The organism is Kitasatospora sp. NPDC059646, assembly GCF_042734615.1.
Lineage (GTDB): Bacteria > Actinomycetota > Actinomycetes > Streptomycetales > Streptomycetaceae > Kitasatospora.
In genome coordinates, this window is record NZ_JBHWDS010000005.1 from 149,454 (window position 1) to 175,548 (window position 26,095).

The following is a 26,095-nucleotide window of genomic DNA, read 5'->3' on the forward strand; positions in this document are numbered from 1 at the left end:
GGATGCCGTCCGTTTACACGTCCTTGACGGGGCGTTACGTTGAGCGATGGGAGCGCTCCCAACTGCGGGTCGCTACCGGTACGAGCATGGCTTCTCCCCAGTCAGGCAGCCTGCCCGGGCGGGACGGCGCGGGCGGGTCCCATCCACCAAGGCGGTGAAAGTTCCATGTCACGAGGCAAGATCCTCCCGATCGGCGCGGCGCTCGCCACGGCGCTCGCAGCGATCTGCACCCTGCTGCTGGGCCAGGCCCCGGCGAGCGCGCACGGGGTCGCGATGGTCCCCGGTTCGCGGACGTACCTGTGCTACCAGGACGCGCGCACCGCGAACGGCGCGCTGACGCCGACCAACCCGGCCTGCCAGGCCGCGGTGGCGCAGAGCGGCACCACTCCGCTCTACAACTGGTTCGCGGTGCTGGACTCGGCCGCGAACGGCCGCGGCCAGGGCTACGTCCCGGACGGCACCCTGTGCAGCGCCGGCAACAAGTCCCCGTACGACTTCTCCGCCTTCAACGCGGCCCGCGACGACTGGCCCAGGACGCACCTCACCTCCGGCGCCACGATCGAGGTCGACTACTCCAACTGGGCCGCGCACCCGGGCGAGTTCAGGGTCTACCTGACCAAGCAGGGCTGGTCGCCGACGACCCCGCTGGCCTGGGCCGACCTGAGCCTGCTCACCACCGTCGCCAACCCGGCGCAGGTGGGCACCCCCGGGACGGACGGCGGCCACTACTACTGGAACCTGACCCTCCCGACGGGCCGCAGCGGCGCCGCCGAGATGCTCGTCCAATGGGTGCGCTCGGACAGCCCGGAGAACTTCTTCTCCTGCTCCGACCTGGTCTTCGACGGCGGCAAGGGCGAGGTGACGGGCATTCACCTGCCGACCTCCTCCGCGTCGCCGACCGCGTCCCCGACGTCCTCGCCCAGCTCCTCCCCGAGCGCCTCGCCGAGCAGCTCCCCGACGTCCTCGCCGTCGCCCTCGCCCTCCGGATCGATGCCGAGCAGCGGCTGCATGGCGACGTACAGCGTCGTCGGCTCCTGGAGCGGCGGCTTCCAGGCCTCGATCGAGGTGATGAACCACAACGCGACGCCGATCAACTCCTGGACGCTGAAGTGGCAGACCGGAGCCGGCACCACGATCACCAGCCTGTGGAACGGCACGCTGACCGCCTCCGGCAGCAACGTGACGGTGCAGAACGCGGCCTACAACGGCACCGTCGCCGCGAACTCCAGCACCACGCTCGGCTTCACCGCCAACTCCACCGGCAACGACTTCCCGACCGGCTCCCTCTCCTGCACCGCCTCGTGACCACCGCGCCCCGGACCGGGCCCGCCGCCCACGGCGGTCCCGGCCCGCGGCGATCCCGGACAACACACCGACGACGCAAGGAGGTTCGGCATGGTGCGACGTGACGCGAGGGGCCGAGGGGCGGTGGGCGCCGGGCTCGCCGCGCTCGCGGTGGTGCTCGGACTGCTGTCCGGCTTCGGTCCGCGCCCGGCCTGGGGCGCGGGCGCCGCCGCCTGCCAGGTCGGGTGGACGAGGAGCGAGTGGGCCGGCGGCTTCACCGCCCAGGTGACCGTCACCAACTCGGGTGCGGCGGTGACCAGTTGGAAGCTGACCTGGACGTTCGCCGCCGGGCAGCAGGTGACCTCGGCCTGGAATGCGCAGATCGGCCGGAACGGCGCCGTCGTCACCGCGGCCAACCTGGCCTACAACGGCACCGTCCCCAGCGGCGGTTCGGTCGCCTTCGGACTGCAGGGCACCTGGTCCGGCAGCGACCCCGTCCCCACCGACTTCGCCTTCAACGGGGCGCCCTGCTAGAGCGGTTCGGGCAGCGCGTCGCCGACTCCCGGCGGCAGCCCCGGTCCGTCGCCCGGCCCCACGTCGGGCGGCGGCGCCGGCTGCTCCGGGGCCGTGGTCTGCTCGGGCTTCGAGGACCAGAGCGGCAGCACCCCGACCGGCGACTGGACCGTCGCCGCGCCCGACTGCTCCGGCTCCGGCACGGTGGCCGTCGACACCGCGGTCGCCCACAGCGGCAGCCGCTCGCTGCGGGTCGACGGCCGGGCCGGCTACTGCAACCACGTGTTCGCGGCCACCACCAGGAACATCTCGGCCGTCGGCCCGGTGGTCCACGTCCGGTACTGGGTGCGTCACACCACCGCGCTGCCCGCCGACCACATCGCCATGGTCACCATGGAGGACGCCGACAACGGCGGCAAGCACCTGCGGCTGGGCGGCCAGAACGGCGCCCTGCAGTGGAACCGCGAGTCCGACGACGCCACCCTGCCCGTGCAGAGCCCGGCCGGGGTCGCGCAGAGCGTGCCGCTGCCGGTGAACCAGTGGGTGTGCGTGCGCTACGCCGTCGACACCACCGAGCAGTCCATGGACACCTGGCTGAACGACCAGCAGGTGCCCGGCCTGCACGACGACGGCGTCCCCACCCCGGACATCGACCAGCAGTGGCTGAGCCGCACCACCCCGCCGCGGCCCACCACCCTGCACCTCGGCTGGGAGGCCTACGGGAACGGCGCCGACACTCTCTGGTACGACGACGTGGCCCTCGGCTCCGCGCCGATCGCCTGCTGAACCCGAGCGCAACCACCGCGCCCGGGCCGGCCGCCGGGCGCCCCGGTCACCGCGAGCGGCGCTGCCGGGTCAGACCCACGGGCCGCAGCCGCCCCAGCTCGCCCCGTCGTCGGCGCAGGCCTCCGCCGCGCCGGGGGAGTAGAGCATGTCGGTGTAGATCGCGCCCCAGTAGCCGGAGCTGTCCAGCCAGTGGTGGTAGGCCCGGTGGGCGCCGTCGGCCTGGCGCCAGACGAACACCGTGGCGTCGCCGGAGTAGCCCGTGGAGACGATGCGTCCCCAGTTGCTCCGGCACTTCGGCGACCACCACAGCTCGACCTTCACGGCCGCGGGGCCGCCGCCGTAGTTGCTGTCGTAGTGCGGGACGACCGGGTAACTCGCCACCACGAACGCGTCGTTGAGGCAGGCGCCGCCGTCGGCCGCGGCGTCCGCGCCGTCGCAGTTGGCCGAGCTCGGGCTCGCGGCGCAGGCCGCGGCCGAGGCGGCGTGGGCGGCCGGCGCGCCGGCGGTGAACTGGGCGGCGAGGGCGAGCAGGGCGCCGCTGCCCGCCAGCAGTGCGCGGCGCGCCCGGCCGCGTGCGGCCGACGGCTGCTGCGGGTCGGTCGCGGCCCGCCTGTCACGGATGCGCATGGATCCTCCCTGGGCTGGTGTCGTCCGGGCGGGGGCGTCCCGTCCGGGCCGGTCCGGGGAGCCGGCCCCGGCGACGGCCATTGCAGCCGGGCGGCCGAGCGGCGGACAAGGGCCGCCGGAGCAGCGGTGAACGCGGCCTGACAACCGGCCCGGAAACCGTCGGACCGACGGGCGTGCGGCGTCCACCCGGCCGAACAACGCCGAACAACCGGACGAACGTGCGCCCCGGCGGCGGGAGGTGACGGATGCTCAGGCCGCCGGGCGAACGCACGTTCGTCAGCGGGCGGCCGGGCGGGTGCCCCTCCCGGGGCGCGGCCCGCGCACGCCTTTGACCTGCGGCGGCGCGCGGGCGGCGGCTTCGCCCGGGTTGCGGGGCGGCGGGGCTTGCCTAGCGTGGATCGGACGTGCCCGCTGTCGCGGCGGCCGCGAGGTCCGCGGGCCGGAGAGGCTCGGTCCGCCCCAGGGGAAGGTGAGATCCGATGGAGAGTCTGCTGACCGGCCGGACGGCGGTCGTGTACGGGGCGGGGTCGATCGGCGGCGCCGTGGCCAGGGCGTTCGCCCGGGAGGGCGCCCGGGTGTTCGTGGCCGGCCGCGGGGAGGCCGCGCTGAAGCAGCTGGCCCACGACGTGGAGTCCGAGGGCGGCTCGCTGGTGACCGCGCAGGTCGACGCGCTGGACCGCGACGCGGTCGAGGCGTTCCTGGACTCGGTGGTGGAGCGGACCGGCGGCCTGGACGTCTCGTTCTGCGCGACGTCCACCCGGCGGCCGGGCGGCGAGCAGGGCGCGGCGCTCGGCGAGCTGTCGTTCGAGGACTTCTCGCTGCCGATCATCGACTTCACCAAGGCGCAGTTCGTGACCGCCAACGCGGCGGCCGCCCGGATGGTGCCGCGCGGCCGGGGCGTGGTGATGATGATGACCGCGCTGCCCTCGCAGGTGCCCTTCCCGTACACGGCCGGGTTCGGGCCGGCGTGGGCGGCGGTGGAGGCGTTCTCCCGGACGCTCGCGGCGGAGCTCGGGCCGGACGGGGTGCGGGTGGTCTGCCTGCACTCCGCCGGCTCGCCGGGGGCGGCGCAGACCACGCTGGCGACGGACCTGCCCGAGCTGCCGGCCCGGGCGGCGGGCTGGCAGGAGCGCGCGGAGGCCCGGAACCTGCTGGGCCGCTGGCCCTCGCTGGAGGACGTCGGGAACATGGCGGCGTTCATGGCCTCGGACCTGGCCGCCGTGACGACGGGGACGACCGTCGACCTGAGCGGCGGCATGGTGAACCACTGACGGACGGCGGCCACGGGCCCGGCGCTCCCGGCGGGGAGCGGCGGGCCCGGGTCGCGTCCGGCCGTGCGACGGGTCAGATGTACAGGGTGTTGGGCTCCAGGCCGCACAGGACCCGGCCGTAGAGCTCGGCGTTGGTGTCCGGGTTGATGAGGGCGTGCAGGGCGACCGCCTGGATGTCGCGGGCGATCTTCTGCAGCGGCACGTCGAGGTAGATCGAGCTGCCGCCGCTGATGCCGACCAGCGTGTCGACGGCGTGCTTGGCGAGCCGGGTCGCCTCGCCCTGGTCGTTGCGGACCTGGGCGCGCTCCTCCAGCTTCCAGGCCTCGCCACTGGCGGCCTTGGCGTCCACGGTGGCGGCGGCGCGGCGGGCGTGGAACTCCGCCTGGTCGATGCTGTTGACGGCCTCGGCGACCCGCAGGTGGGTGATCGGGGCCTCGTTCTGCGCGGTGTAGTCGGTGTAGGTGATCTTCCGGCCGGGCAGCCGCTCGAAGAACACCTCGCGGGCGGCCTTGGCCAGGCCGACCGCGACGCCGACGCCGGAGGCGGCCGCGACCAGGGAGGCCGGGGTGCGCCACACCGGGGAGTCGGCGTTGGCCTGCGACAGGCCCTGCGGGCGCATGGCGGCGCCCATCGGGATGATGCGGTGCTCGGGGATGAACAGGTCCTCGGCGACGGTGGTGACGCTGCCGGTGCCGCGCAGCGCGACGGTGTGCCAGTCGTCGACGATCGACAGGTCGCTCATCGGGACCAGCGCCATGATCGGCTCGGGTTCGGCGTCCGGGCGGATCAGGATCGCGGCGATCTCCTGCCAGCCCGCGTGCCAGGCCCCGCTGACGAACTTCCAGGAGCCGTTGAGCAGGATGCCGCCCTCGGTGGGCACGGCCGTGCCGGTGGGGCTGTTGGTGCCGCAGACCCGGGGGGCCGCGGAGGTGAAGACCTCGTCCTGGGCGCTGTCCGGGAAGAGGCCGGCGATCCAGGTCGGGATCCAGAAGACGGAGGAGGTCCAGGCGATGGCGCCGTCGGCGCGGCCGAGCTCCATCGCGACCTCCACCAGCGTGCTGGTGTCGCACTCGTAGCCGCCGTGGCGCACCGGCGTCCGGAGCCGGAAGACGCCGGCCTCGGCCAGCGCCGCGACGGTCTCCTCGCTCAGCCGGCGGTTCTCCTCGGACCAGGCGGCCTGCTCGCGGAGGACCGGCACCAGCGCGGAGACCCGCTCGACGATTTCTTCCCGGGTCGGTATTCCGGTGGACGACATGATTTCCTCCTGGGCGTTTCGGTGGCGGGGGGTGACCGGACCGGAGTTTCCATTCACGCGGTCACCGGGAAACGATTTCACCGAACGGGAAGGAGGAGCCTCTTCTGAATTGCCCGACCCCGGCGGGAGGTGTTCCGGGTTGCGCAAGAAGGAAGAAGGAAACGGTGTTCGGGCGTGTCACGGTGGTCCCAGCAACGACCCCGGCCGCCGATTTCCGGCGGCGGCACCGCAGCGAGGAGGCCCGCGTGGAACTGTCGCCCATCGTGACGAAGGAAGAGTGGCTCACCGCCCGCAAGGAACTGCTGGAGCAGGAGAAGGAGCTCACCCGGCTGCGCGACGCGGTCTCGGCGTCCCGGCGCGCGCTGCCGCGGGTGCGGATCGAGAAGGAGTACGTGTTCGAAGCGCCCGGGGCGTCGCTCACGCTGCTCGACCTCTTCCAGGGCCGGCGGCAGCTGATCGTCCGTCACTTCATGTTCGACCCGGCGTGGGAGGAGGGCTGCCCCGGCTGCTCGATGCAGGCCGACTCGGTGGGGCACCTGGCCCACATGCACAACCGCGACACCTCGTTCGTCATGGTGGCCCGGGCGCCGATCGCGAAGATCGAGGCGTTCCGCGAGCGGATGGGCTGGGACCTTCCGTTCGTCTCGTCCCACGGCACCGACTTCAACCGGGACTTCAACGTGACCACCGACAAGGGCGAACTCCCCGGCGTGAGCTCGTTCCTGCGCGAGGGCGACACGGTCTACCACACCAACTCGGTGTACGACCGCGGCAGCGAGGTCACCCTGAACACCTACAACTACCTGGAGATGACGCTGCTGGGGCGTCAGGAGGAGGGTCTGGAGCGCCCCTGGGACTGGTGGCGCCACCACGACCGCTACGACGACGCCGACGCCAAGGGGCCCGGCGAGAACTGGTGGAACGGCCAGGACAAGTTCAGCTCCTGAGCGTTCACCGGACGGCCCGGGTGGCCGGCCCCAGGGGCCGGCCACCCGGGCCGTTCCGTCGCGCCGTCGCTCAGAGCTCGCCGGCCAGGAAGCCCAGGATCAGGCGGTTGACCTCGGCGGGCTTCTCGACCAGGCCGACGTGGCCGGCGCCCTGGACCACCTCGGCGTGCGAGCCCTCCGGAAGGCCGTCGAGGATGGCCGCCAGCGTGGCGTCGGTGATGGCGAAGCTGGGGTCCTCGGAGCCGAACAGGTTGAGGGTGGGCCGGCTCGGCGGGGCGCCCCAGACGGCGGCGTGCTCCTGCACCCACTGCGGGGTGCCGAAGCGGTCCGGCGGGAAGGCGGTCCGGTACAGGGCGAGGGCCGCGGCCAGGTTCTCGGGGGCGCGGAGGGCGTCCTTGGCGTGCTTCAGGTCCTCGGTGGCGTCGAAGCCGTCCGCCGTGAACTTCCGGTAGATCCAGTCGAGGTAGGCGAGGTCGTCGGCGGCGACGACCTGCTCGGCCACGGCGGTCTGGAAGAACCAGAAGTGGCTGAGCGCGTCGGTGCCCTGCGGGGTGAGGACCATCGGCCCGAAGACCGGGAGCGGCGGGACGTCGCACACGACGACCTTCGACCAGCGGTCCCCGTCCTGGGCGGCGCCCCACACCGCGGGGGCGCTGAAGTCGTGGCCGACCAGGACGGCGTCGCCGTCGCCGCCGAGCGCCTCGTGCAGGCCGTTGACGTCGGCGACCAGGTCGGCGACGCCGAAGGAGCCGTTCGGCGGCAGCGTCGTGGGGGCGAAGCCGCGCAGGTAGGGGGCGACGGCGCGGTAGCCCGCCGCGGCGAGCGCCGGCATCAGGTACCGGTAGGTCGCCGGTGACATCGGGAAGCCGTGCATCAGCAGGGCCAGCGGGCCGTCGCCCTGTTCCAGGTAGGCGAAGTCGATTTCGTTGACGGTGATTCTTTCGACTGTCACGGTCGGGTCCGTTCCTCGGGGCGGAAGGGGAATGCGGGCGGCGGCCGGGCGGAATTCGTCCGCGCGGTGCCGGCGGGCGACGGAGCGGGCCCCGCGGAATGTCCGCGGGGCCGCTCCGCCGATCGCTCTCCGATAATCCCGGGGATGAATCCGGACCTCTTCTCCGTGGGTGCTATGTTCGGCGGCCGGGCCGCCGGGGGGTCAGCGGGTGGCCGCCTGCTCGCCGACCTCGACCTTCGGGGCGGCGGCGGGCGCGGCCTTCGCCTCGGCGCGGGCGCGCAGGCCGAACCAGATCAGCGCCACCGCGAGCAGCGTGACGACCACGTCGACGGCGAGCGCCAGCCGGATGCCGTCCAGCTGGACGGCGCGGGAGGCGGCGACGGCGCTGAGGATCGGGATGCCGATGGTGACCGCCACCTGCTGGCTGAGCGCGGCGAGGCCGGTGGCCAGGCCCTGCTCGGAGTCCGGCAGGCCGGAGGTCGCGGTCACGGTGTAGGCGACGATCGAGGTGACGTGGCCGAAGAAGCTGATGAACAGGGCGGGGAGCAGCACCGCCAGCATCACCCGGTCGGTGCCGAGCAGGATCAGCGGTGCGGTGGCGAGGCCCTGCACGGACAGGCCGACGGTCAGGACGGTGCGGGTGCCGAAGCGGCCGATCGCCTTGCCCGCGATGACGCCGGCGGCGACGGCCGCGAGGCCGGGGACGCCGAAGATCAGGCCGGTGGTCAGCGGCGCGTAGTGCAGCACGTCCTGCAGGTACAGCGTCATGAGGAAGATCAGCGCGCTCTCCATCGAGAACACGACGAGTCCGGCGAAGTTGCCCCACTTGACGGTGGGCCGCTTGAGGATGCGCACCGAGGCGAGCGGAGCGGCGGCGCGCAGCTCGATCACCCAGAACACGCCGAGCAGTGCCACGCCGGCGGCGGCGATCAGGACGTTCTTGTCGATGATGCCGTAGATGAAGGCCAGCAGGCCGGCCGTCACCGAGACGGCGCCGGGCACGTCGAGCCGGACCTTCTCGGGGGCGCGGCTGTCGGCGATCAGCCGGGGGGTGGCGATCAGGATGGCGATCGCCACCGGGACGTTGATCAGGAACGCCCAGCGCCAGCTCAGCAGGCCGACCAGGGTGCCGCCGACCAGGGCGCCGACGGTGAAGCCGCCGGACAGCAGGGCGCCGTTCAGGCCGAGCACCCGCTCGCGCATCGCGCCCTCGGAGAACGAGGTGGTCAGCAGCGACAGGGCCGCGGGGGCGGCCATCGCGGTCGACAGGCCCTGCAGGACGCGCGCGGTCAGCAGCGGGCCGCCGCTGTCCGCGATCCCGCCGAGCACCGACGCCACGGTGAGCAGCGTGATGCCCGCGAGGAACAGCCGGCGGCGGCCGAACAGGTCGGCGATCCTGCCGAACAGGAGGGTGAAGCCGGCGGCCGGCAGCGCGTACGCCGATGCCACCCACGGCAGGTCGTCGGAGGATATCCCGACCCCGGAACCGATCTGGGGGAGTGCGACGTTGAGGATCGAGAAGTCGACGGACAGCATGAACTGCGCGCCCAGCAGGACGAACAGGGTCAGTCTGAGCCGGGTGCTCATGCGGTTCCGGGAGTCGGGAAGCGTGGTCATGCGAGCAAGGGTGGGAGATCGCCCGCCGGGTAGCCAGACACCTGCTGTTCGTCTCACTGCGAAGGCTACGCTTGGCAGTGGGACTTTCAGCATAATGAGCCTCATGGATGAGCTCGGGAAATTTCTCAAGTCCCGTCGGGCCAGGCTCAATCCGGCGGAGGCCGGACTCGGATTCTACGGAGAGCGGCGGAGGGTGCCCGGCCTGCGCAGGGAGGAGCTCGCCCAGCTGGCCGGCGTCAGCGTGTCCTACTACGCCCGGCTGGAACAGGGGTTGGGCCAGAACGTCTCCGACGCCGTCCTCGACTCGCTGGCCCGGGCGCTGCGGCTGGACGACACCGAGCACGCCCACCTGGTCGCCCTGGCCCGTCCGAACCGGTCCGCGCCGGGCGGCCGCGCCCGCCGGGTGACACGTCAACTCCCGCACGGGTTACAGCGGTTGATGGCGATGATGGGCGACGTGCCGGTGATGGCGATGTCGCCGACCTCCGACGTGCTGGCCTGGAACCCGCTGGCGCACGCGGTGTTCGGGCAGGACCGGGACAGCCTGCCGAACATGACCCGGATGATCTTCCTCGATCCGCCGACCCGGGCGCTGTTCGTCAACTGGGAGGTCAAGGCCCGCTCCGTGGTCTCGCACCTGAGGATGGTCGCGGCGCGCTTCCCCTCGGACGGCCGGGTGCGCGCACTGGTCGGTGAACTCCTCACCGTCAGCGCCGAGTTCGCGGAGCTGTGGGACGACCACTCGGTGTCCACCTGCGATTCGTTCACCAATGTGCTGGACCACCCGCGGGTCGGCGCGCTGACGCTGTACCAGGAGGTGCTGCGGACCGAGGAGCCGGAGCTCATGCTGGTGACCTTCACCGTCGAACCGGGCTCCGCGTCGGAGACGGCGCTGCGGCTGCTCGGGGCGCTCGCCGAGGAGCGCGCGGACCGCCGGGTGGCGGTCTCCTGAACCGCGGGTGACGGCCCGTCAGGCCGGGCGCGCCACCGCGTCGACGGCCGCGGCGGCGGTGGCCCGCAGCCGGGCGGCGTCCGCGCCGGCCCGGGAGCGCAGGTTCACGCCGTGCGCCAGCAGGGCCAGCACGTCGGCGGCGAGGTCCGGGTCGGCGCCGTCGGCCAGTTGGCCCCGGCGCTGCGCGCAGACCAGGGCGGCGCGCAGGGCGGCGCGCAGCCGCCGGTGCTGCCGGTCGAGGACGGCCCGCACCCGGGGGTCGCCGTTCTCGCCGCCCGCGTGGGCGTTGGAGACCATGCAGCCCCAGCGGGCGAACTCGCCGGTGCAGCGGGTCTCGACCAGCCGCTCGAAGAAGGCGTGGACGGCCGGCAGGCCGCGGTCGTCCTCCTCCAGCGGGCCGAGCAGGGTCCGCGACCGGGTGTAGCGGTCCAGGGCCGCGCGGTAGAGGTCCTGCTTGCCGCCGAAGGTCGCGTACAGGCTGGAGCGGCTGAGGCCGGTGGCGTCGACGATGTCCTGGATGCCGGTGGAGGCGGCGCCCTGCCGCCAGAACACCCGCATCGCCCGGTCGAGCGCCGCGTCCGGATCGAAGTGCTTGACGTCCGCCATGGTCCACCGTCCCGTCCTGAACCGACGGTTCCAAGATATCCGGCCCGCCCTTGACCGGGGGAGCGGAGTCGGCACTATCGTGGAACGACCGTTCCAGGATCGCCGCGAGAGGGGAACAGCACCGTGAGCGTCAACGCCGAACTGCGTGCCTTCTTCGAGAGCCGTCAAAAGCAACTCCCCACCGAGGTAAGGGAGGTGATGCAGCGGGCGACCCGGGAGCTGGCCGCCTCCGGTCGGGCGGAGCGGGCCCTGGCGGTCGGCGCGAAAGCGCCGTCCTTCACCCTCCCCTCGGCCACCGGCCGGAGCGTCGCCCTGGCCGACCTGCTCGCCGACGGCCCGGTGGTGCTGACCTTCTACCGGGGCGCCTGGTGCCCGTACTGCAACATCGCGCTGCGCTCGCTGCAGCAGCACCACGACGCCGTCGCGGCCCGCGGCGCCCGGCTGGTCGCTGTCACCCCGCAGGTCCCGGACGAGTCGCTGACGCAGGCCGAGAAGAACGGGCTGGCCTTCGAGGTGCTGAGCGACCTCGGCTGCGACACCGCCGCGCGGTACGGCCTCGCCTTCGACCTGCCGGAGGACCTCGCCGCCGCCTACGCCCGGGCCGGCATCGACCTGGAGCGCTCCAACGCGGGCCACCCGCGCACCCTGCCGATCCCGGCGACCTACGTGATCGACCGCACCGGCACCGTCCGCTGGGCCTTCGTGGACGCCGACTACACCGCCCGCGCCGAGCCGGCCGACATCCTCGCCGCACTCGACGCGCTGAACTGACGGTCCGTCGGATCGAGCACGTTCTACCCGCGTTGATCGGAGGGTGCGGTCAGTCCGCTCCCGGTCGGCGGGCCCCCGGTCGGGAAGTCCGGCCGGGGGCCCGCGGCGGCGGCCGGCGACGGGCCCGCGGAGCGTCGCGACGGGGCCATTCCGGGGTGCCGAAAACCGGTGCAGGAGATTCCGGTCGTGCGCGGACGGTGTCCGGCCCGACACGGAAAACCGGCCCGCATTGTGCGCGTGTTCGAGCGGATTCGAGCAGGGGCTACCGGGCCCCGGCCCGCGTCAGGCGTCTGCGTCTCGCCCCGTCCAGTTCCGGGAGCGCCAGCAGGATCGGCAGGTCCAGCTGGGTCACCTCGCGCAGCTGGACGTCGGTGCTGTACGCCCGGCCGCCCCGGGTCCGCACCGCCCAGCCCGAGCCGACCAGCCGGGGCGGGCGGATCTGGTGCCGCAGCGAGGCGTCGTCCACGGCCACCGCCGCGGCCCGGATGAACCACAGCCCGTCGGGGACGTGGAGGTGGAACGGGCGGGCCTCGTCCAGGATGTCGCAGGCCTGCGGATAGCCCTCCATGATCGGCGTGTTGAACGCCCCCACGTACACCCGGACCGGGCCGACCTCGGACGGGAAGTAGAGCTGCCCGGTCACCGAGGACAGGCCGTGCCCGGCCCGGGCGGCCGGCGGGACCAGCGGCGGCAGGTCGTCGTCCTGGGCCAGCGAGCGGTACCGGGTCGGCGAGACCCCGACGCTGCGGGTGAAGCGGCTGGTGAAGGTGCCCAGGCTGTTGTAGCCCACCCGGTAGGTGATGTCGGTGACGCTGTCCGGGGTTTCCAGCAAATGCCGTTTGGCCATGAAGATCCGGATCGCGGTGAGGAATCGTCCGGGCGACGTGCCGGTCAGCTGATTGAACATCCGGGAGTAATGGAATTTGCTGTAGGAGGCATCTTCCGCCAGTTGTTCCAGCGAAATCGGATCCGCGTGGTACCGCCACATCGTGTCAATACTCTGCTCTATTGCCGCCGCAATCGACATTCGGATATCCCTCACCTGGGCTCGTTGGTGTCCGGTCGCCTTGCCTTGGATCGGTGGTCCCGTTCGGATCTTCGCGGAGTCGCTGTCCGGCCCGCCCCGGCACGGGGGCGGGCGGCCCGGCGGCCCCCCAACTGGCGTGATGCTCCCGTGCCCGCCGGAACCCGGCCGGGCGGCACGCCCCGGCCGGGTCCGGCGCAGACACATCGTTTTGCCAATGGAAGACTCTCGCACCTTCTGGATTGCGGTTTGGGCCGAGTATCGGAAATCAGCCACCGGCGGTGGCGGTCGTACGTCCCTGAACGGACGCCGCCGGGTGCGGGCGGCACGCATGGAGAAGCCCGCCCCCCGGCCGCCCCGGAAAATGAACGCGGGATCGGATTGAACGCGCTTCATCGGGGAAGGGAATGCCAACATGGCCGCAATGCAGGACGTCTGTGTCGACCTGGCGACGGAAGGATCCGCACTCGCCCGGCTGGTGGCCGGCCTGTCGCCCGGCGAGTGGGACGCGCCGACCCCGGCCCCGGGCTGGACGGTCCGGCACCAGGTCGCGCACCTGGCACAGGTGAGCCGCCTGATCGACCTCGGGGTGCGCGACCCGGCCGGCTTCGAGGCCGCCGCCGCGCCCGTCCGGGAGGACTTCGAGGCCGGCATGGCGGCCGGCCTCGCCGAACGCCTCGCCGAGCCCGTCCCCCGCCTGCTGCGGCACTGGGAGGAGTGGCGCGCCGCCGCCGAGAAGGGCCTCGCCGCCACCCCCCGGCGCGACCCGGTGCCCTGGCTGGCCGGCCCGCTGCCGGCCGGCGTGCTCGCCGCGGTCGGGCTGATGGAGCTCTTCGCGCACGGCCAGGACGTCCACGACGCGCTGGGCGTCCCGTACGCGTTCACCGACCGGATCGGGCACGTCGCCTTCCTCGGCACCAGGACCAGGGACCTCGCCTACCTGGCCCGCGGCCTGCAGCCCCCCGCCGAGCCGTTCCGGTTCGAGCTGACCGCCCCGTCCGGCGTCGCCTGGGCGTTCGGCCCGGACGACGCCGAGCAGCGCATCTGCGGCCCCGCCGCCGACTTCTGCCTGCTCGTCACCCGCCGCCGGCACCGCGACGACCTCGCGCTGACCGCCGCCGGCGCCGCCGCCGACCACTGGCTGGGCATCGCCCAGACCTACCTCGGCGCGCCCGGCGCCGGCCCCGGCCGGATTGGGCAATCTCGCGTATAGAGCGGCCGGTCGGCGGCCTGGTTTCCTCGCAGTCGGGCCGGTCCGGCCCACCCGCCACGAGGGACCTGGAGGTACCGTGCCGGAACGACGGACGCATGGCTGGCTGCTGCTCGGACGGGCCTGCGCCACCGCGTCGATCATCGCCGGGCACCTGATCGCCGCCCTGCCGCAACTGCTCACCCGCGGCGGCCGGGCCCGGCTGGCCGACCGGGCGCCGCGGCTGCTGACCGCGCTCGGCCCGTTCTTCGTCAAGGCCGGGCAACTGGTCAGCACCCGCCGCGACCTGCTCCCCGAGCGCTGGTGCGACGCGCTCGCCGAACTCGCCGACGAGGTGCGCCCGCCGCGCCGCGCCGCCGTGGCCCGCACCCTCGCCGCGGCCGGACTCGCCGACGCCTTCGCCGAGTTCGAGTGGGAGCCGGTGGCGTGCGGCAGCATCGCCAGCGTCCACCGCGCCCGGCTCGCCGACGGCACCGAGGTCGCCGTCAAGGTGCAGCGGGACGGCATCCGCCCGGTGCTGGAGGCCGACCTGCGCCTCGCGCTGCTCGGCGCCCGGGCCGGCCGCGTCCTGCCCGGCATGCGCGACCTGCCCGCCGAGGAGATGATCGGCCAGCTCGGCGCCGCCGTCCTGCACCAGCTCGACTTCGCCGCCGAGCGCGACTCGCTGCTGCTGCTGCGCGCCAACCTCGGCGCCCACACCGACCTGCGGATCCCGGCCCCGGTCGAGGAGCTGTGCGGACCCGGCGTGCTCACCATGGAGTTCGTTCCCGGCCTCGGCCGCTTCCGCCCGCTCGGCATGACCCTGGAGCGCCGCCAGGAGGTGGTCCGCGACGTGCTGCGGGCCGTCTACCGGATGCTGTTCGTCGACGGCCTGGTCCACTGCGACCTGCACCCCGGCAACCTGTGCCTGGACGCCGACGGCCGGGTGGTCGTGCTGGACGCCGGGTTCGTGGTGCGGCTGCCCGACCCGGTCCGGCGCTCCTTCGCCGGGTTCTTCCTCAACATGGCGCAGGGCAACGGCCCCAAGTGCGCCGACATCGTGCTGGAGAGCGCGGCCCGGCTGCCCGAGGGCCTGGACCGCGAGGGCTTCCGGGCCGCCGTGACGGAACTGGTCGACGAGGCCTTCGGCGCCCTCTCCAAGGACTTCGAGCTCGGCGCGTTCGCCCCCCGACTGTTCAAGCTCCAGCGGGACTTCGGGGTCTTCGCCGCCGCCGAGTTCGCGTTCCCGCTGCTGTCGCTGCTGGTGCTGGAAGGGATGATCAAGGAGTTCGACTCCGAGGTCGACTTCCAGGCCGAGGCCGTCCCCGTGCTGATGGCCTCGTTCGCCAAGGACGTCCAGGTCGACGCCGAGGCCGCCGCCCGGGGCCGGGCGTGAACGCCGGCCCGCTGGTCGCGGTGACCGGCGGCACCGGCTTCCTCGGCTCGCACACCGTCGCCGCGCTCGCCGCCGCCGGCGCCCGGGTGCGGCTGCTGGTCCGCGACCCGGCCCGGGTGGCCCCCGCGCTCGGCCCGCTCGGCACCGACCCGGACACCGTGCGCACCGTCGTCGGCGACGTCACCGACCCGGCCGCGGCCCGCCGGCTCTGCGCGGGCGCGGACGCGGTCGTCCACCTCGCGTCCGTGTACTCCTTCGACCGGCGGCGCCGCGCCGACATCGCCCGCACCAACGTGCACGGCACCGAGGCGCTGCTGCGGGCCGCCGTCGACGCCGGCACCGGCACCGTGCTGCACGTGTCCACCGTCGGAGCGCTGATCCCCAGCGCCGAACCGCGGCTGCACCCCGGCAGCGCCGTCGGCCGCCCGGCCGAGCCGTACCTGGCCAGCAAGGCCGAGTGCGAGCGGATCGCCCGCCGGCTCCGTGCGGACGGCGCGCCGGTCCGGATCGCCTACCCGCCGGCCCTGCTCGGCCCGCACGACCCCGGGCTCGGCGACCAGACCGGCCGGCTGCGCGACACCCTGCGCGGCCTGATGCCGCTCTGGCCCACCGGCGGCTTCCCGCTGGGCGACGTGCGCGACACCGCCGCCGTACTGGCCCGCCTCGCCACCGCGCCGGACCCCGGCGCCCCGGACCGGGTCTTCACCCCCGGCCGCTACCTCGGCACCGGCGACTACCTGGCGGCCCTGCGCGCCGCCACCGGCCGCGCCCTGCCCGCGGCCCGCCTCCCCGGCCGGGCGATGCTCCCGGCGGCCCGCCTGGCCGACCTGCTGCAGCGCTGGTGGCCCTGGCACATCCCGGCCGAGTACGGCGCGGCCTACACCTGCGTCCACGCCGTGCCCGTCGCCCCGGACGCCGACGGCGGCGCGGGCCCCGCGCCCCGGCCGGCCGAGGAGACGATGGCCGAAACCGTCCACTGGCTGTACCGGGCCGGTCTCCTGACGTACCGTCAGGCCGGCCGCGCGGCCGAACGGCCCGGACCATGACGGCGGCACCGCGCCGCACCCCGCAACCCGAGGAGACCCCCGTGACAGCGGCACCGACCCCGCACGACCCGACCGAGCAGCTCGCGGCCTACCGGCGCAGCCGGGAGGCGATAGCCGGCCTGGCCGCCGCCCTGCCGGACCCGGCCGCCGTCGAGGTGCCCGCCTGTCCGGGCTGGAGCGTGCGGGACCTGGCCGGGCACCTGGTGCACATCTGCGAGTCGTTCGTCGCCCTGGAGGACAGCCAGATCGACCTGGCCCCCGCCGCCGGCCTCGGCACCGACGAACTGCTGGCCCGCTGGGCCGAGTTGGACGCCGAGCTGCCCGCGGCCCTGGAGCGCAGCCCGGAGCTGCGCCGGCGGATCCTGCTGCTCGACGTGTTCTCCCACGAGCTCGACCTGCGGCTGCGGCTGGACGCGCCCGTCGAGCCGACCGCCCACCCGGCGTTCGACGGCTCGCTGGACCTGTCGACGATGGGCTTCGGCCTGGCGGTGCACGGCGGCGGGCTGCCGGCGCTGCGGATCGAGACCCCCGGGCGGTCCTGGGTGGTCGGCGAGGGCGAGCCCGCGGCGACCGTGCGCGGCCCGGCGGTGGACGTGTTCCGGTCGCTGACCGGCCGCCGCACCCGGACCCAGATCGAGGGCCTGGAGTGGACCGGGGAACCGGCCGGGAAGTGGGCGGAGGCGTTCGCCTGGGGCCCGTTCACGCCGCCCGCGGCCGAGGTGGAGCCCGCCGGACGCTGACCGGGCGCGGGGACGACGAAGGGGCGGGACCGGCTCGACGGTCCCGCCCCTTCGCCGCGCGGCGGCCCGTCACGTCCCGGTCAGCGAGGGCACCCGCACCGGGACGGCGTCCGGGGCGAACCGCTGCGGCGAGTCGAGCCCCGGCAGAGCCAGCAGGATCGGCAGGTCCAGCGCGGTGAGCTGACGGGCCGCCAGCCGCACCGGCGGGTTCTCGTGGCCGTGGCGCACCGTCAACTCCGGCCCGGAGGCGACCAGCAGCGGGCGCCGCTCCCACGGCGGCGCCGGGAAGTCGCTCGCGGCGACCACGGCCGCCCGGACGAACCACACGCCCTCGGGGACGCACAGCGTGAACGGGCCCGGCCCGTCCAGGATCTCGCAGGCGACCGGCCGGCCCTGCACGATCGGCTCGCGGAACGCGCCGACGTAGATCCGCACCGGGCGGCCGAGCTCGGGCGAGCGGATGCTGCCGTGCACCGCGCAGGTGCGGCGGCCCTCCGCGTGCGCGGTGCCGGTGCGCTCGGTCAGGCCGGCCCGGGCCAGCGCCCGGTAGCGGGCGGGGGAGAGGCTGACGCTGCGGGTGAAGCGGCTGGTGAACGTGCCGAGGCTGTTGTAGCCCACCCGGTAGGAGATCTCGGTGACGCTGAGGTCGGTTTCCAGCAGCATGGTCTTCGCCTGGTGCAGGCGGACGGCGGAAAGGAACCGCCCGGGCGACGTTCCGGTGAGATTCCGGAAGACCCGCGAGAAGTAGAACTTGCTGAGGATCGCGGTGTTCGCGATCTCGTCGAGCGAGAGCGGCTCCTCGTATCTGTCCCACATGGTGGATATCGCGCGTTCGACAGCGGTCTGCACAGCGTCTCTCCAATGTCGTCGATGAATCGGAGGCGGTCCCCGGGTGAATTCCGGGAGGCTCCGTCATTTCTCCTCGAAGCGGGGCCGAGCCGTTTTGCGGAGGCGAATCGGGATGGGCCGAAATCGAATGTGCGGAAACCGGGTGCGCGGAAACCGGGCGGTCCGGAAAACGGTGCGCGGAGGCCGGCGGGAGCGCGTCGTCCGGCGCACGGCGGAGAAACGGGGGCGGCGGGGCGCGCCGGAATACCGGCGGGCGGCCCCGGAGACGAATTCCGGGGCCGGGGCGGCGGGCCGGGGGATCAGTCGTCGGACAGCAGGTGGCGGACCCGCCGCAGGGCCGCCCGCTGGCTCGCCCAGGAGCAGGCCGCGAGGATCTCCCGGTCGCCCGCGCCGGCCTGCCGGACGGCGCCGACCACCCGCTCGTCGACCCGGTACGAGGCCAGCGCGGTGAGCAGCGCGAGTTCGCCCAACGGGCGCTCGCCCGGCGGCAGTTCGTTCAGCGGCGCGTCCAGCCAGGCCCGGCCGAGGCCGGGGTCGGCGCCGTCCCAGCGGGACAGCGCGCCGGCCACCGCCTCCCGGACGCCGGCGGGCAGCAGCCCCTCGCCGACCCGCTCGACGGCCGCCGTGCTGCGGGCCAGCGCGTCGGCGATCCGCGGGTCGGCCGCGGCCCAGTCCAGGTCCGCCGGCAGCGGGGCCGGCGGCAGCAGCGACAGCGAGGTGCCGGGCGCGGTCCCGGCCCGGGCGGAGGAGCGCATCAGGCCGATCAGTACCCGCAGCACCGGCCCGATCGCCTTGGCCGGGGCGTTCGGCGGCAGCGGGCGCGGGCCCAGGAAGACGTTCACCACCCGGTTCAGGTAGTGCAGGCACAGCGCCGTCCCGGCGAGCTCGGGGAGCAGCTCGGGCGGGAACGGCGGCTTGCCGGTGCCGGCGACCCACGCCGACAGCTCCTCGGCGGCCGGCCCCGGCGCCCCGGCGCGGCGGCGCGGCAGCGGCCGCAGCGACAGCGAGTCGAGCATGGTGCCGTGCATGGTGGTGCAGAACGGGCACTCGTTGCCCGCCGACACGGCGGCCGCCACCGCCTCCTTGGCGGTCCGCGGGGCGCGGCCCTCGGCGAGCATCGTCTCGCGCAGCGTCGTCCAGGACGCGGCCAGCAGCTCGGGGACCGGGGCGTGCAGCGCCACCGGCGGGGCCAGCACCCCGAAGTCGCGTTCCAGCTCCCGGTAGATCCGGGCGGTGTCGCCGGCCGCGTCGCCGAACGACACGGTCGACACGTGCCGGACCTGGATCAGGGAGAGCCCCCGCAGCGGCGCCTGGACGAGGCGCCGTCTGCCGCTCACGAGCCCGCTCCGGATCCGCTCACCGGGCCGCCGCGCTGCGCCCCCCGCTCGTCACCCGCAGGCATCCGCGAGTCCTCCCCTCCGGCTCGTCGTGTGTGCTGTCGGTGCTGCACCCGATCGTGACATCCGGACCGGGCTCTTCCTTCTCCGTCCTTGCGCTGTGCCCCGGCCGGGGCCGGGGCACGGCGCGGGGCCGACGGCTTCCGCGGGCGGGCGTGCGGGAGCGCGCACGGCAGGGGCGCCTCCGGGCCCGGGGGCCGGGGAGGCGCCTGCCGAGTCGGCGAGGTCCGAGGGGAATCCTCGGGCATGCCTAGGGAATTGGGAAGAACGCGCGGACGAACCGCTCGAAGAGCGCGTCGCCGATCGTCCACCGCATCCGCGGCAGCAGCCGGGACGGCACGCCGATCCGGTAGCGGATCCGCGGCCGGTCGCTGCTGACGGCCTTCTCGATGACCTTCGCCACCGTCTCGGCGCGGACCGCCATCCGGCCCCGGCCGGTGGGGTGGTCGGTCTCCCGGTAGGCGCCGTGCCAGTCGACGAAGTACTTCCAGAAGTCGTCGTACAGGCCGGTCCGCTCCTGCCCGGACATGCCGAGGTCGGCGACCGACATCGGCACGAACCCGCCGAGCACCGGCGACGGCTCGATCAGCACCACCTTGATGTTGTCCCGGGCCACCTCCAGGCGCAGCGAGTCGCCGACGGCCTCCAGGGCGTGCTTGGTGGCCTGGTAGTAGCCGCGGCCGGGGGTGGCGAACTGGCCGAAGATCGACGACATCATGACGACCCGTCCGCCGCCCTGGGCCCGCATGCCGGGCAGCACCAGCTGGGTCAGCCGGCACAGCCCGAACAGGTTGGTCTCGAACTGGCTGCGCACCTCGTCGATCGGGGTCTCGCCGATGGTGCCGTTGAGGCTGTACGCGGCGTTGTTGATCAGGGTGCCGACGGCGCCGTGCTCGGCGCTGATCTTCTCCACCGCGGCGGTCATCGACTCCTCGTCGTTGACGTCCAGGTGGAGCACCCGGATGCCCTCGGCGGCCAGGTCGGCGAGCGCCTCGGGGCGGCGGGCGGTGGCGTACACCGGCCAGCCGGCCCGGTGCAGCCGCAGGGCGGCGGCCCGGCCGGTGCCGGAGGACATGCCGGTGCTGGAGGAGGCGCCGGTCAGCAGGATCGCCCGCGAGCGCCCGCTCACCTGCCCTCCGCCAGGCGTTCCGCGGAGACCGTGGCGTCCTCCGGCTGGGAGGCGATCCGGCTGCGGGTGACGGAGTTGCCGAGGCCGAGGCCGTCGACCAGGCGGTTGATGAAGGCGAACAGGGCGGCGGTGAAGACGGCCTCCAGCATCTCCTCGTTGGTCCAGCCGGCGGCCTCGGTGGCGGCCCAGTCCTCGTCGGTGATCCGGAAGGCGCCGGTGCCGACCTTGGTGACCAGGCGCATCAGCACCTTGGTGCGCTCGTCGATCGGGAGCTCCTCCACCGAGGGGGCGTTCTCGATCGCGTCGGTGAGCTCCTGCGGGCCGCCGAACTGGGCCAGGAACCAGTTGTGGGTGCCGACGCAGTACGGGCAGCCGTTGACCTTGGAGCTCCAGGCGGAGATCATCTCGCGGGTCGCGCGCGGCAGCACGCCGTCGTTGAAGACGCCGCCGTAGCCGGCGATCACCACCTCCAGCAGGTCGGGGCGGCTGGAGACCAGCCGGAACATGTCCGGGACGAAGGGGATGCCCATCCGCGACTTGATCGCGTCGTACAGCTCCTTGGTGCGGCCCTCGGCGGCTGCCTCCTCGACCAGCGGGACGCGAACCGTGCTCAACACATTCGGATCGGTCATGGGTGATCGCCCTCCCTTTTCGACGGTGCGGACGCCCTGCGGAATTCCCGGGAAAAGCCGGGAGAATGCGCGGTATTTCCGGCCTGCGGGCGGCTGCGCGGTTTTTCCCATGGTGGCAGGAACGGGGGTGCGTTCCCGTCTCCCAGATTGCCCTGACCGGGCCGGCCCGGCGCACGCCGACGGCCGCCGCGGTGCGCGGGGCACCGGGGCGGCCGTCGGGTCGTGCGGGGTCGGGCGGGGCGGTCTCACTCGGCGCGCAGCCAGTCCGCCAGCCGCTCGCCGATCATGATCGAGGTGAGGTTGGTGTTGCAGTTGACGATCTGCGGCATGACCGAGGCGTCGGCGACGTACAGGCCCTCGACGCCGTGCACCCGCAGCCGCTGGTCGACCACCGCGCCCTCGTCCTCGGCGGTGCCCATCCGGGCCGTGCCGACCGGGTGGTAGCCGCTGTCCAGGCTGGTCCGGACGTACTGCTCGACCATCGCGTCCTTCTCGATCAGGCGGTCGCTCAGCACGATGAAGCCGTCGCCGCGGGAGGCGATCCCGGGGTGGTTGGCCAGTTCCCAGCAGGTGCGCACGCCCTCGACCATCTTCTCCAGGTCGCGCTCGGTGGAGAGGAAGTCCAGCTGGATGTCCGGCCCGGCGGCGGGGTCGGTGGAGGCCAGCCGCAGCCGGCCCACCGACTCGGGCTGCTGGTCGACCACCATCACGCCGAAGATCATCGGCGCCTGGGCCAGCATCTGGAGCTCGGGGAACAGCGTCAGGTCGAAGTGGTTGACCATGTAGTACTGCATGTCGTTGAAGTCGGCGGAGCCCTTGGAGGTGGTCCGCACCATCGACTGCAGGAACGGCACCTGCGCGTCCACCTCGCCGTCCTTGGGGCGCAGGAACACGCCGGTGCGCGGGTGGTCCTGCAGGTGGGCGCCGACGCCGGGGCGGTCGAGCCGCACGTCGACGCCGAGCCGGGCCAGGTCGGCGGCCGGGCCGATGCCCGAACGCATCAGCAGTGTCGGCGAGTTGACGGCGCCGGCGGACAGCACCACCTTTCGCGCGCGGAGCTCCTCGGGCTCCCCGCCGTCCCGCGCGGCCAGCACGCCGGCGGCCCGGTCGCCGTCGAACAGCACCCGGTGGACCAGGACGCCGCCGGCCACCGTCAGGTTGGGGCGGGAGCGCACCTCGGGGGTGAGGTAGGCCATCGCGGTGGAGACCCGGTAGCGCGGGTCGCGGCGGTTGGACGGGATCGGGCCGATGCCGGTCGCCTCGGGGTGGTTGTGGTCGGCGACCTCGGGGAACCCGGCGGCCAGGCTCGCCTCGGTGAACGCGGCCTGCATGGGCGTCATCTCGTCCGGCCCGAAGCGGCGGATCGGCACCGGGCCGCCGCTGCCGTGGTACCGGTCGGAGAAGTCGAGGTCGTCCTCCAGCCGCCGGTAGTACGGCAGCACCTGCTCGTACGTCCAGGCCGGGTTGCCGGCGGCCGCCCACCGCTCGAAGTTCTCGGGGACGCCGCGCAGCGCGATCGTGGCGCCGACCGCGGAGGAGCCGCCGGTGATCTTCCCGCGCGGGAAGATGATGCGCCGGCCGTCCAGGATCTCGGCGCGGTAGCGCCAGTCGTGCGCGTGCATCGACATTGCGTTGCCGTCGGTGATTTCGTGCGGGATGTCGGCCCGCTCGGGGAAGTCCGGACCGGCCTCCAGGAGAAGCACGGAACGGCCGGGATCCTCGCTCAGCCGGGCCGCGAGCGCTGCGCCGGCGGAGCCGGACCCGACGACTATCACGTCATACGTGTGCACCATGGATTAAACCTCGCCAGACGGGGATTCGAAGAGGCCGATCTCAGCCGAGTTTCTCAGCGGACCGGTGCCCGGTCTTCTCCGAGACTGCCCAACCGCGCACTCCCGGAAATCCCGCCCGGCGGCCGGTGCGAACCCCGGCAACGTCAGAGAAGCACGCTTTGCGGACCCGGGACATCCTCAAGTGTCAGGTCCGGCGGGGGATAGTCGCCGAATTGTTCGCAGCCGCCCCGGACAGCCGATTCACGTCGCCCACGGGAGGGAATGGAAATGTCGCCACGACGACGATTCCGCAGGCTCGTACCCGGGTTGGTCACCGTATTGGTGGCCGCCTCGATGTTCTTCGTCATCCGTTCCTCGGTGGCGGTCGCCGGCGGCGACGACGCGGCAGCGGCCTACAAATTCAAGGAACTGCCGATCGCCATGCCGCCCGGCTACGAGTCCCGGCAGATGAACACCATCCGCAAGGTCAATCCGGCGTACGAGAAGATCCGCGCCTGGATCTCGTCGGTCGGCGCCAGCATCGCCATCAACGACGTCACCGGCCACGGCCTCGCCGACGGCATGTGCATCGTCGACACCCGCACCGACTCCGTCGTGGTCACCTGGACCCCGACCGCGCCCGAGGCCGACCGGTTCACCCCGTTCCTGCTCGACGGCAAGCCGCTGCCGATGGACGACACCATGGCGCCCACCGGCTGCACGCCCGGCGACTTCAACGGCGACGGCCGCACCGACTTCCTGGTCACCTACTGGGGCCGCACGCCGATCCTGTTCATGGCGAAGGCGGACGCCGCCACCCCGTCCCCCGAGGCGTACGCGGCCCGCGAGCTGGTCGCCTCGGAGAGCCTCGACGGCCGCTACCACGGCCCGCGCTGGAACACCGACGCCGCGTACGTCGGCGACCTGGACGGCAGCGGCCACCCGTCGATCATCATCGGCAACTACTTCCCCGACTCCGACGTGCTCGACCCGAACGGCCTGCGCAACGTCCAGATGAACGACTCGCTGTCCAGCGCCAAGAACGCCGGCGGCGACCACGTGCTGCGCTTCCACTCCTCGACCACCGGCAACGAGCCGGACGCCCGGTTCGTCGAGGAGAAGGACGCCATCGCCTTCGACGCCTCCACCGGCTGGACGCTGGCCATCGCCGGCGCCGACCTGACCGGCGACGCCCTGCCCGAGGTGTACATCGCCAACGACTTCGGCCACGCCCACCTGCTGCACAACGTCTCCACCCCGGGCCGGATCCGGTTCGAGGAGGCCACCGGCGAGCGCACCCCGACCACCCCGAAGTCCTTCGTCCTCGGCAAGGGCTCGTTCAAGGGCATGGGCGTCGACTTCGGCGACGTCGACGCCAACGGCAGCTTCGACATGATGGTCAGCAACATCACCGTCGCCTGGGGCCTGGAGGAGAGCAACTTCCTCTGGATCAACCAGGCCAAGGACCAGGCCGAGATGAAGCGCAAGCTCTCCGCCGGCGTCGCCCCGTTCACCCAGGAGGCCGCCGACCACGGCGTCGCCTGGACCGGCTGGGGCTGGGACGCCAAGATGGGCGACTTCCTCAACAACGGGCAGCAGAACATCCTGCAGGCCGACGGCTTCGTCAAGGGCGACATCGACCGCTGGCCGTGGCTGCAGGAGATGGCCATGACCAACGACGACCTGCTGTCCAACCCGAAGATCTGGCCGAACGTCGGCCCCGGCGACGACCTGGCCGGCGGCGACGTGATGGCCTTCTACGCCCGCACCGCCGACGGCAAGTTCGCCAACATCAGCAAGCAGCTCGGCCTCGCCGTGCCGATCCCCACCCGCGGCATCGCCACCGCCGACACCACCGGCCGCGGCGCCCTCGACTTCGCGATCGCCCGGCAGTGGGGCCCGCCGGCCTTCTACGCCAACCAGTCCCCGGCCCTCGGCCACGACCTGACGCTGCGCCTGTACCGCCCCGCCGCCGGCTCCACCGCCGGCCAGGGCCTCGCCACCACCGGCGCCCCCGCCTACGGCGCCACCGTCACCGTCACCACCGCCGACGGGAAGAAGCAGATCGGCCAGCTCGACGGCGGCGGCGGCCACGGCGGCTTCCGCAGCTTCGAGGTCCGCTTCGGCCTCGGCGCCCAGAGCGGCCCCGTCACCGCCGACATCACCTGGCGCGACGCCACCGGAGGCGTGCACACCAAGACCCAGCAGCTCACCGCCGGGAGCCACACCCTCATGCTGACCGACGACATCAAGGAGGTGGCGGCCCGATGACCGCGACCGACATCGCCGGCGTGGCCGCCCGCCACGTCCGCCCCCGACCCGAGAAGAAGCAGCCCAACCGCGACCCGCGCTACCTGGCGCTGCGCAACTTCGCCATCTCGATGTCCGTCTTCAACATCTTCGGCTACACCCTGCTGGGCTTCGAGCAGCCCTGGCTGTGGCCGCTGATCTGCGCGCCGTTCGGCTACGTCGTCGAGCTCGTGCTGGAGATGATCAGCGCCTGGGCGCAGGAGCGCACCCCGCGCTTCCGCGGCAACGGCCTGCGCGGCCTGTACGAGTTCCTGCTGCCCTCGCACATCACCGCGCTCGCCGCGAACATGCTGCTCTACGCGAACGACCGGCTGCTGCCGATCCTGCTCGCCGTGTTCATCGGCGTCGCCGCCAAGCACGTCCTGCAGGCGCCGGTGTACGGCCGGATGCGGCACTTCATGAATCCGTCGAACTTCGGCATCACCATGGCGCTGGTGCTGTTCGGCTCCTGGGTCAGCATCGCCCCGCCCTACGAGTTCACCGAGAACGCCAACGGCTTCTTCCGGATCGGCATCCCGCTGATCATCACCACCGCCGGCACCGTCATCAACGCCATGCTGACCAAGCGCGTCCCGCTGATCGTCGGCTGGCTCGGCGGCTTCGTGATCCAGGCGCTGCTGCGGCACTGGATCTGGGACGTGGCGATCTTCTCCGCGCTCGGCCCGATGAGCGGCGTCGCCTTCGTCCTCTACACCAACTACATGATCACCGACCCGGGCACCACCCCGTCCAAGGGCCGCAACCAGTTCATGTTCGGCGCCTCGGTGGCCATGGTCTACGGCGTCCTGATGCTGTTCAACGTCGTCTACACGCTGTTCTTCGCCACCACGATCGTCTGCGGCCTGCGCGGCGCCGGCTGGTGGGTGGCGCACTTCCGGAACCGGAGCAAGCAGGGCAGCGGACCCGTCGCGGTCCCGTCCGGCCAGTCGGGGGCACCCGAGCGACCCATGGGCAACGAGGCGGTGGCGGCGTGACCGGCACGGAGCACGAGACCGACCCGGCCGGCGGGCAGCCGGCCGGCCGCGGCCGG

At 73.3% G+C, this 26,095-nt stretch carries 23 protein-coding genes and 1 pseudogene; 12 read left to right on the plus strand and 12 right to left on the minus strand.

All coding sequences use genetic code 11. The features are described from left to right. Positions 1–165 precede the first annotated feature (165 nt). Positions 166–1,305 (plus strand): lytic polysaccharide monooxygenase, encoded by a 1,140-nt coding sequence (locus ACFV1L_RS05225; RefSeq protein ID WP_380363032.1) that lies wholly within the window; start codon positions 166–168, stop codon positions 1,303–1,305. Between the two features lie 90 nt (positions 1,306–1,395). Next, positions 1,396–2,583, plus strand: a pseudogene (locus tag ACFV1L_RS05230) (cellulose-binding domain-containing protein). 69 nt (positions 2,584–2,652) lie between these two features. On the opposite strand, the gene ACFV1L_RS05235 reads toward ACFV1L_RS05230, so the two are convergent. Beyond that, the gene (locus tag ACFV1L_RS05235) at positions 2,653–3,210 is read right to left on the minus strand and encodes a DUF2690 domain-containing protein (RefSeq protein ID WP_380363034.1); all 558 of its coding nucleotides are present in this window, start codon (positions 3,208–3,210) and stop codon (positions 2,653–2,655) included. Between the two features lie 479 nt (positions 3,211–3,689). Here ACFV1L_RS05235 and ACFV1L_RS05240 point away from each other — a divergent pair, with 479 nt between their 5' ends. Continuing rightward, on the plus strand, positions 3,690–4,481 hold the full coding sequence (locus ACFV1L_RS05240; protein ID WP_380363036.1) for an SDR family NAD(P)-dependent oxidoreductase: 792 nt from the start codon (positions 3,690–3,692) through the stop codon (positions 4,479–4,481). 73 nt (positions 4,482–4,554) lie between these two features. Here the strand turns inward: ACFV1L_RS05240 and ACFV1L_RS05245 are convergent, their stop codons facing one another. After that, positions 4,555–5,736 (minus strand): acyl-CoA dehydrogenase family protein, encoded by a 1,182-nt coding sequence (locus ACFV1L_RS05245; RefSeq protein WP_380363039.1) that lies wholly within the window; start codon positions 5,734–5,736, stop codon positions 4,555–4,557. A 245-nt stretch (positions 5,737–5,981) separates the two neighbouring features. Here ACFV1L_RS05245 and ACFV1L_RS05250 point away from each other — a divergent pair, with 245 nt between their 5' ends. Further along, positions 5,982–6,683 carry a DUF899 domain-containing protein gene (locus ACFV1L_RS05250; protein WP_380363040.1) on the plus strand — a complete coding sequence of 234 codons (702 nt, stop codon included), beginning with the start codon at positions 5,982–5,984 and terminating at the stop codon, positions 6,681–6,683. Between the two features lie 70 nt (positions 6,684–6,753). Here ACFV1L_RS05250 and ACFV1L_RS05255 read toward each other — a convergent pair whose 3' ends face one another. Together ACFV1L_RS05255 and ACFV1L_RS05260 are read right to left on the minus strand one after the other, a co-directional pair. Then, on the minus strand, positions 6,754–7,635 hold the full coding sequence (locus tag ACFV1L_RS05255) for an alpha/beta fold hydrolase (protein ID WP_380363041.1): 882 nt from the start codon (positions 7,633–7,635) through the stop codon (positions 6,754–6,756). Positions 7,636–7,836: 201 nt separating this feature from the next. Next, complete coding sequence (locus ACFV1L_RS05260; RefSeq protein WP_380363043.1) at positions 7,837–9,252, minus strand: MFS transporter; 1,416 nt, start codon at positions 9,250–9,252, stop codon at positions 7,837–7,839. Between the two features lie 103 nt (positions 9,253–9,355). On the opposite strand from ACFV1L_RS05260, the gene ACFV1L_RS05265 reads away from it, so the two are divergent. Next, positions 9,356–10,204: a helix-turn-helix transcriptional regulator gene (locus tag ACFV1L_RS05265; RefSeq protein ID WP_380363045.1), complete on the plus strand. Its 849-nt coding sequence runs from the start codon at positions 9,356–9,358 to the stop codon at positions 10,202–10,204. 18 nt (positions 10,205–10,222) lie between these two features. On the opposite strand, the gene ACFV1L_RS05270 is transcribed toward ACFV1L_RS05265, so the two are convergent. After that, positions 10,223–10,810 (minus strand): TetR/AcrR family transcriptional regulator, encoded by a 588-nt coding sequence (locus tag ACFV1L_RS05270; protein ID WP_380363046.1) that lies wholly within the window; start codon positions 10,808–10,810, stop codon positions 10,223–10,225. Between the two features lie 123 nt (positions 10,811–10,933). Between ACFV1L_RS05270 and ACFV1L_RS05275 the strand changes: the two genes are divergently transcribed. After that, positions 10,934–11,581 (plus strand): peroxiredoxin-like family protein, encoded by a 648-nt coding sequence (locus tag ACFV1L_RS05275; RefSeq protein ID WP_380363047.1) that lies wholly within the window; start codon positions 10,934–10,936, stop codon positions 11,579–11,581. Positions 11,582–11,843: 262 nt separating this feature from the next. On the opposite strand, the gene ACFV1L_RS05280 is transcribed toward ACFV1L_RS05275, so the two are convergent. Further along, a complete protein-coding gene (locus ACFV1L_RS05280; RefSeq protein WP_380363049.1) occupies positions 11,844–13,022 on the minus strand; it encodes a helix-turn-helix transcriptional regulator in 1,179 nt (392 codons plus the stop codon). Between ACFV1L_RS05280 and ACFV1L_RS05285 the strand changes: the two genes are divergently transcribed. The 4 genes from ACFV1L_RS05285 to ACFV1L_RS05300 all read left to right on the plus strand — a co-directional run bounded on the left by ACFV1L_RS05285 (position 13,021) and on the right by ACFV1L_RS05300 (position 16,976). Then, positions 13,021–13,818, plus strand: coding sequence for a TIGR03084 family metal-binding protein (locus ACFV1L_RS05285; protein ID WP_380363051.1), 798 nt, complete (start codon positions 13,021–13,023; stop codon positions 13,816–13,818). The genes ACFV1L_RS05280 and ACFV1L_RS05285 overlap by 2 nt on opposite strands. 76 nt (positions 13,819–13,894) lie before the next feature. Continuing rightward, positions 13,895–15,190 carry an ABC1 kinase family protein gene (locus ACFV1L_RS05290; protein WP_380363052.1) on the plus strand — a complete coding sequence of 432 codons (1,296 nt, stop codon included), beginning with the start codon at positions 13,895–13,897 and terminating at the stop codon, positions 15,188–15,190. Continuing rightward, positions 15,187–16,236 carry an SDR family NAD(P)-dependent oxidoreductase gene (locus tag ACFV1L_RS05295; RefSeq protein ID WP_380363053.1) on the plus strand — a complete coding sequence of 350 codons (1,050 nt, stop codon included), beginning with the start codon at positions 15,187–15,189 and terminating at the stop codon, positions 16,234–16,236. The genes ACFV1L_RS05290 and ACFV1L_RS05295 overlap by 4 nt, the downstream gene beginning before the upstream one ends. A gap of 41 nt (positions 16,237–16,277) precedes the next feature. Next, positions 16,278–16,976 carry a maleylpyruvate isomerase family mycothiol-dependent enzyme gene (locus tag ACFV1L_RS05300; RefSeq protein WP_380363055.1) on the plus strand — a complete coding sequence of 233 codons (699 nt, stop codon included), beginning with the start codon at positions 16,278–16,280 and terminating at the stop codon, positions 16,974–16,976. A 69-nt stretch (positions 16,977–17,045) separates the two neighbouring features. On the opposite strand, the gene ACFV1L_RS05305 is transcribed toward ACFV1L_RS05300, so the two are convergent. The 6 genes from ACFV1L_RS05305 to ACFV1L_RS05330 form a co-directional block, all read right to left on the minus strand. After that, entirely contained in the window at positions 17,046–17,825 is a 780-nt protein-coding gene (locus tag ACFV1L_RS05305; RefSeq protein WP_380363057.1) for a helix-turn-helix transcriptional regulator, read from the minus strand. 299 nt (positions 17,826–18,124) lie between these two features. After that, entirely contained in the window at positions 18,125–19,162 is a 1,038-nt protein-coding gene (locus tag ACFV1L_RS05310) for a carboxymuconolactone decarboxylase (protein ID WP_380363059.1), read from the minus strand. Positions 19,163–19,472: 310 nt separating this feature from the next. Next, positions 19,473–20,351 carry an SDR family NAD(P)-dependent oxidoreductase gene (locus ACFV1L_RS05315; RefSeq protein ID WP_380363061.1) on the minus strand — a complete coding sequence of 293 codons (879 nt, stop codon included), beginning with the start codon at positions 20,349–20,351 and terminating at the stop codon, positions 19,473–19,475. Then, positions 20,348–20,983 carry a carboxymuconolactone decarboxylase family protein gene (locus ACFV1L_RS05320; protein ID WP_380363062.1) on the minus strand — a complete coding sequence of 212 codons (636 nt, stop codon included), beginning with the start codon at positions 20,981–20,983 and terminating at the stop codon, positions 20,348–20,350. The genes ACFV1L_RS05315 and ACFV1L_RS05320 overlap by 4 nt, the downstream gene beginning before the upstream one ends. A 245-nt stretch (positions 20,984–21,228) precedes the next feature. Then, on the minus strand, positions 21,229–22,776 hold the full coding sequence (locus ACFV1L_RS05325) for a GMC family oxidoreductase (protein WP_380363064.1): 1,548 nt from the start codon (positions 22,774–22,776) through the stop codon (positions 21,229–21,231). 143 nt (positions 22,777–22,919) lie between these two features. After that, entirely contained in the window at positions 22,920–23,123 is a 204-nt protein-coding gene (locus ACFV1L_RS05330; RefSeq protein WP_380363066.1) for a hypothetical protein, read from the minus strand. Between ACFV1L_RS05330 and ACFV1L_RS05335 the strand changes: the two genes are divergently transcribed. Together ACFV1L_RS05335 and ACFV1L_RS05340 are read left to right on the plus strand one after the other, a co-directional pair. Beyond that, positions 23,110–25,026, plus strand: coding sequence for an ASPIC/UnbV domain-containing protein (locus tag ACFV1L_RS05335; RefSeq protein ID WP_380363068.1), 1,917 nt, complete (start codon positions 23,110–23,112; stop codon positions 25,024–25,026). The two genes, ACFV1L_RS05330 and ACFV1L_RS05335, sit on opposite strands and share 14 nt — an antisense overlap. Next, on the plus strand, positions 25,023–26,039 hold the full coding sequence (locus tag ACFV1L_RS05340; protein WP_380363070.1) for an enediyne biosynthesis protein: 1,017 nt from the start codon (positions 25,023–25,025) through the stop codon (positions 26,037–26,039). Before ACFV1L_RS05335 ends, ACFV1L_RS05340 begins: the two co-directional genes overlap by 4 nt. The last annotated feature ends 56 nt before the right edge of the window (positions 26,040–26,095 follow it).

What these genes read in the sequence shown, in the direction of transcription:
- ACFV1L_RS05225 (WP_380363032.1), top strand. Translation starts at nt 166, where the DNA reads ATGTCACGAGGCAAGATCCTCCCGATCGGCGCGGCGCTCGCCACGGCG.
- ACFV1L_RS05330 (WP_380363066.1), bottom strand. Translation starts at nt 23,123, where the DNA reads ATGACGAAGAACATCGAGGCGGCCACCAATACGGTGACCAACCCGGGT.
- ACFV1L_RS05265 (WP_380363045.1), top strand. Translation starts at nt 9,356, where the DNA reads ATGGATGAGCTCGGGAAATTTCTCAAGTCCCGTCGGGCCAGGCTCAAT.
- ACFV1L_RS05235 (WP_380363034.1), bottom strand. Translation starts at nt 3,210, where the DNA reads ATGCGCATCCGTGACAGGCGGGCCGCGACCGACCCGCAGCAGCCGTCG.
- ACFV1L_RS05245 (WP_380363039.1), bottom strand. Translation starts at nt 5,736, where the DNA reads ATGTCGTCCACCGGAATACCGACCCGGGAAGAAATCGTCGAGCGGGTC.
- ACFV1L_RS05270 (WP_380363046.1), bottom strand. Translation starts at nt 10,810, where the DNA reads ATGGCGGACGTCAAGCACTTCGATCCGGACGCGGCGCTCGACCGGGCG.
- ACFV1L_RS05340 (WP_380363070.1), top strand. Translation starts at nt 25,023, where the DNA reads ATGACCGCGACCGACATCGCCGGCGTGGCCGCCCGCCACGTCCGCCCC.
- ACFV1L_RS05325 (WP_380363064.1), bottom strand. Translation starts at nt 22,776, where the DNA reads ATGGTGCACACGTATGACGTGATAGTCGTCGGGTCCGGCTCCGCCGGC.
- ACFV1L_RS05260 (WP_380363043.1), bottom strand. Translation starts at nt 9,252, where the DNA reads ATGACCACGCTTCCCGACTCCCGGAACCGCATGAGCACCCGGCTCAGA.
- ACFV1L_RS05280 (WP_380363049.1), bottom strand. Translation starts at nt 13,022, where the DNA reads ATGTTGGCATTCCCTTCCCCGATGAAGCGCGTTCAATCCGATCCCGCG.
- ACFV1L_RS05320 (WP_380363062.1), bottom strand. Translation starts at nt 20,983, where the DNA reads ATGACCGATCCGAATGTGTTGAGCACGGTTCGCGTCCCGCTGGTCGAG.
- ACFV1L_RS05285 (WP_380363051.1), top strand. Translation starts at nt 13,021, where the DNA reads ATGGCCGCAATGCAGGACGTCTGTGTCGACCTGGCGACGGAAGGATCC.
- ACFV1L_RS05240 (WP_380363036.1), top strand. Translation starts at nt 3,690, where the DNA reads ATGGAGAGTCTGCTGACCGGCCGGACGGCGGTCGTGTACGGGGCGGGG.
- ACFV1L_RS05335 (WP_380363068.1), top strand. Translation starts at nt 23,110, where the DNA reads ATGTTCTTCGTCATCCGTTCCTCGGTGGCGGTCGCCGGCGGCGACGAC.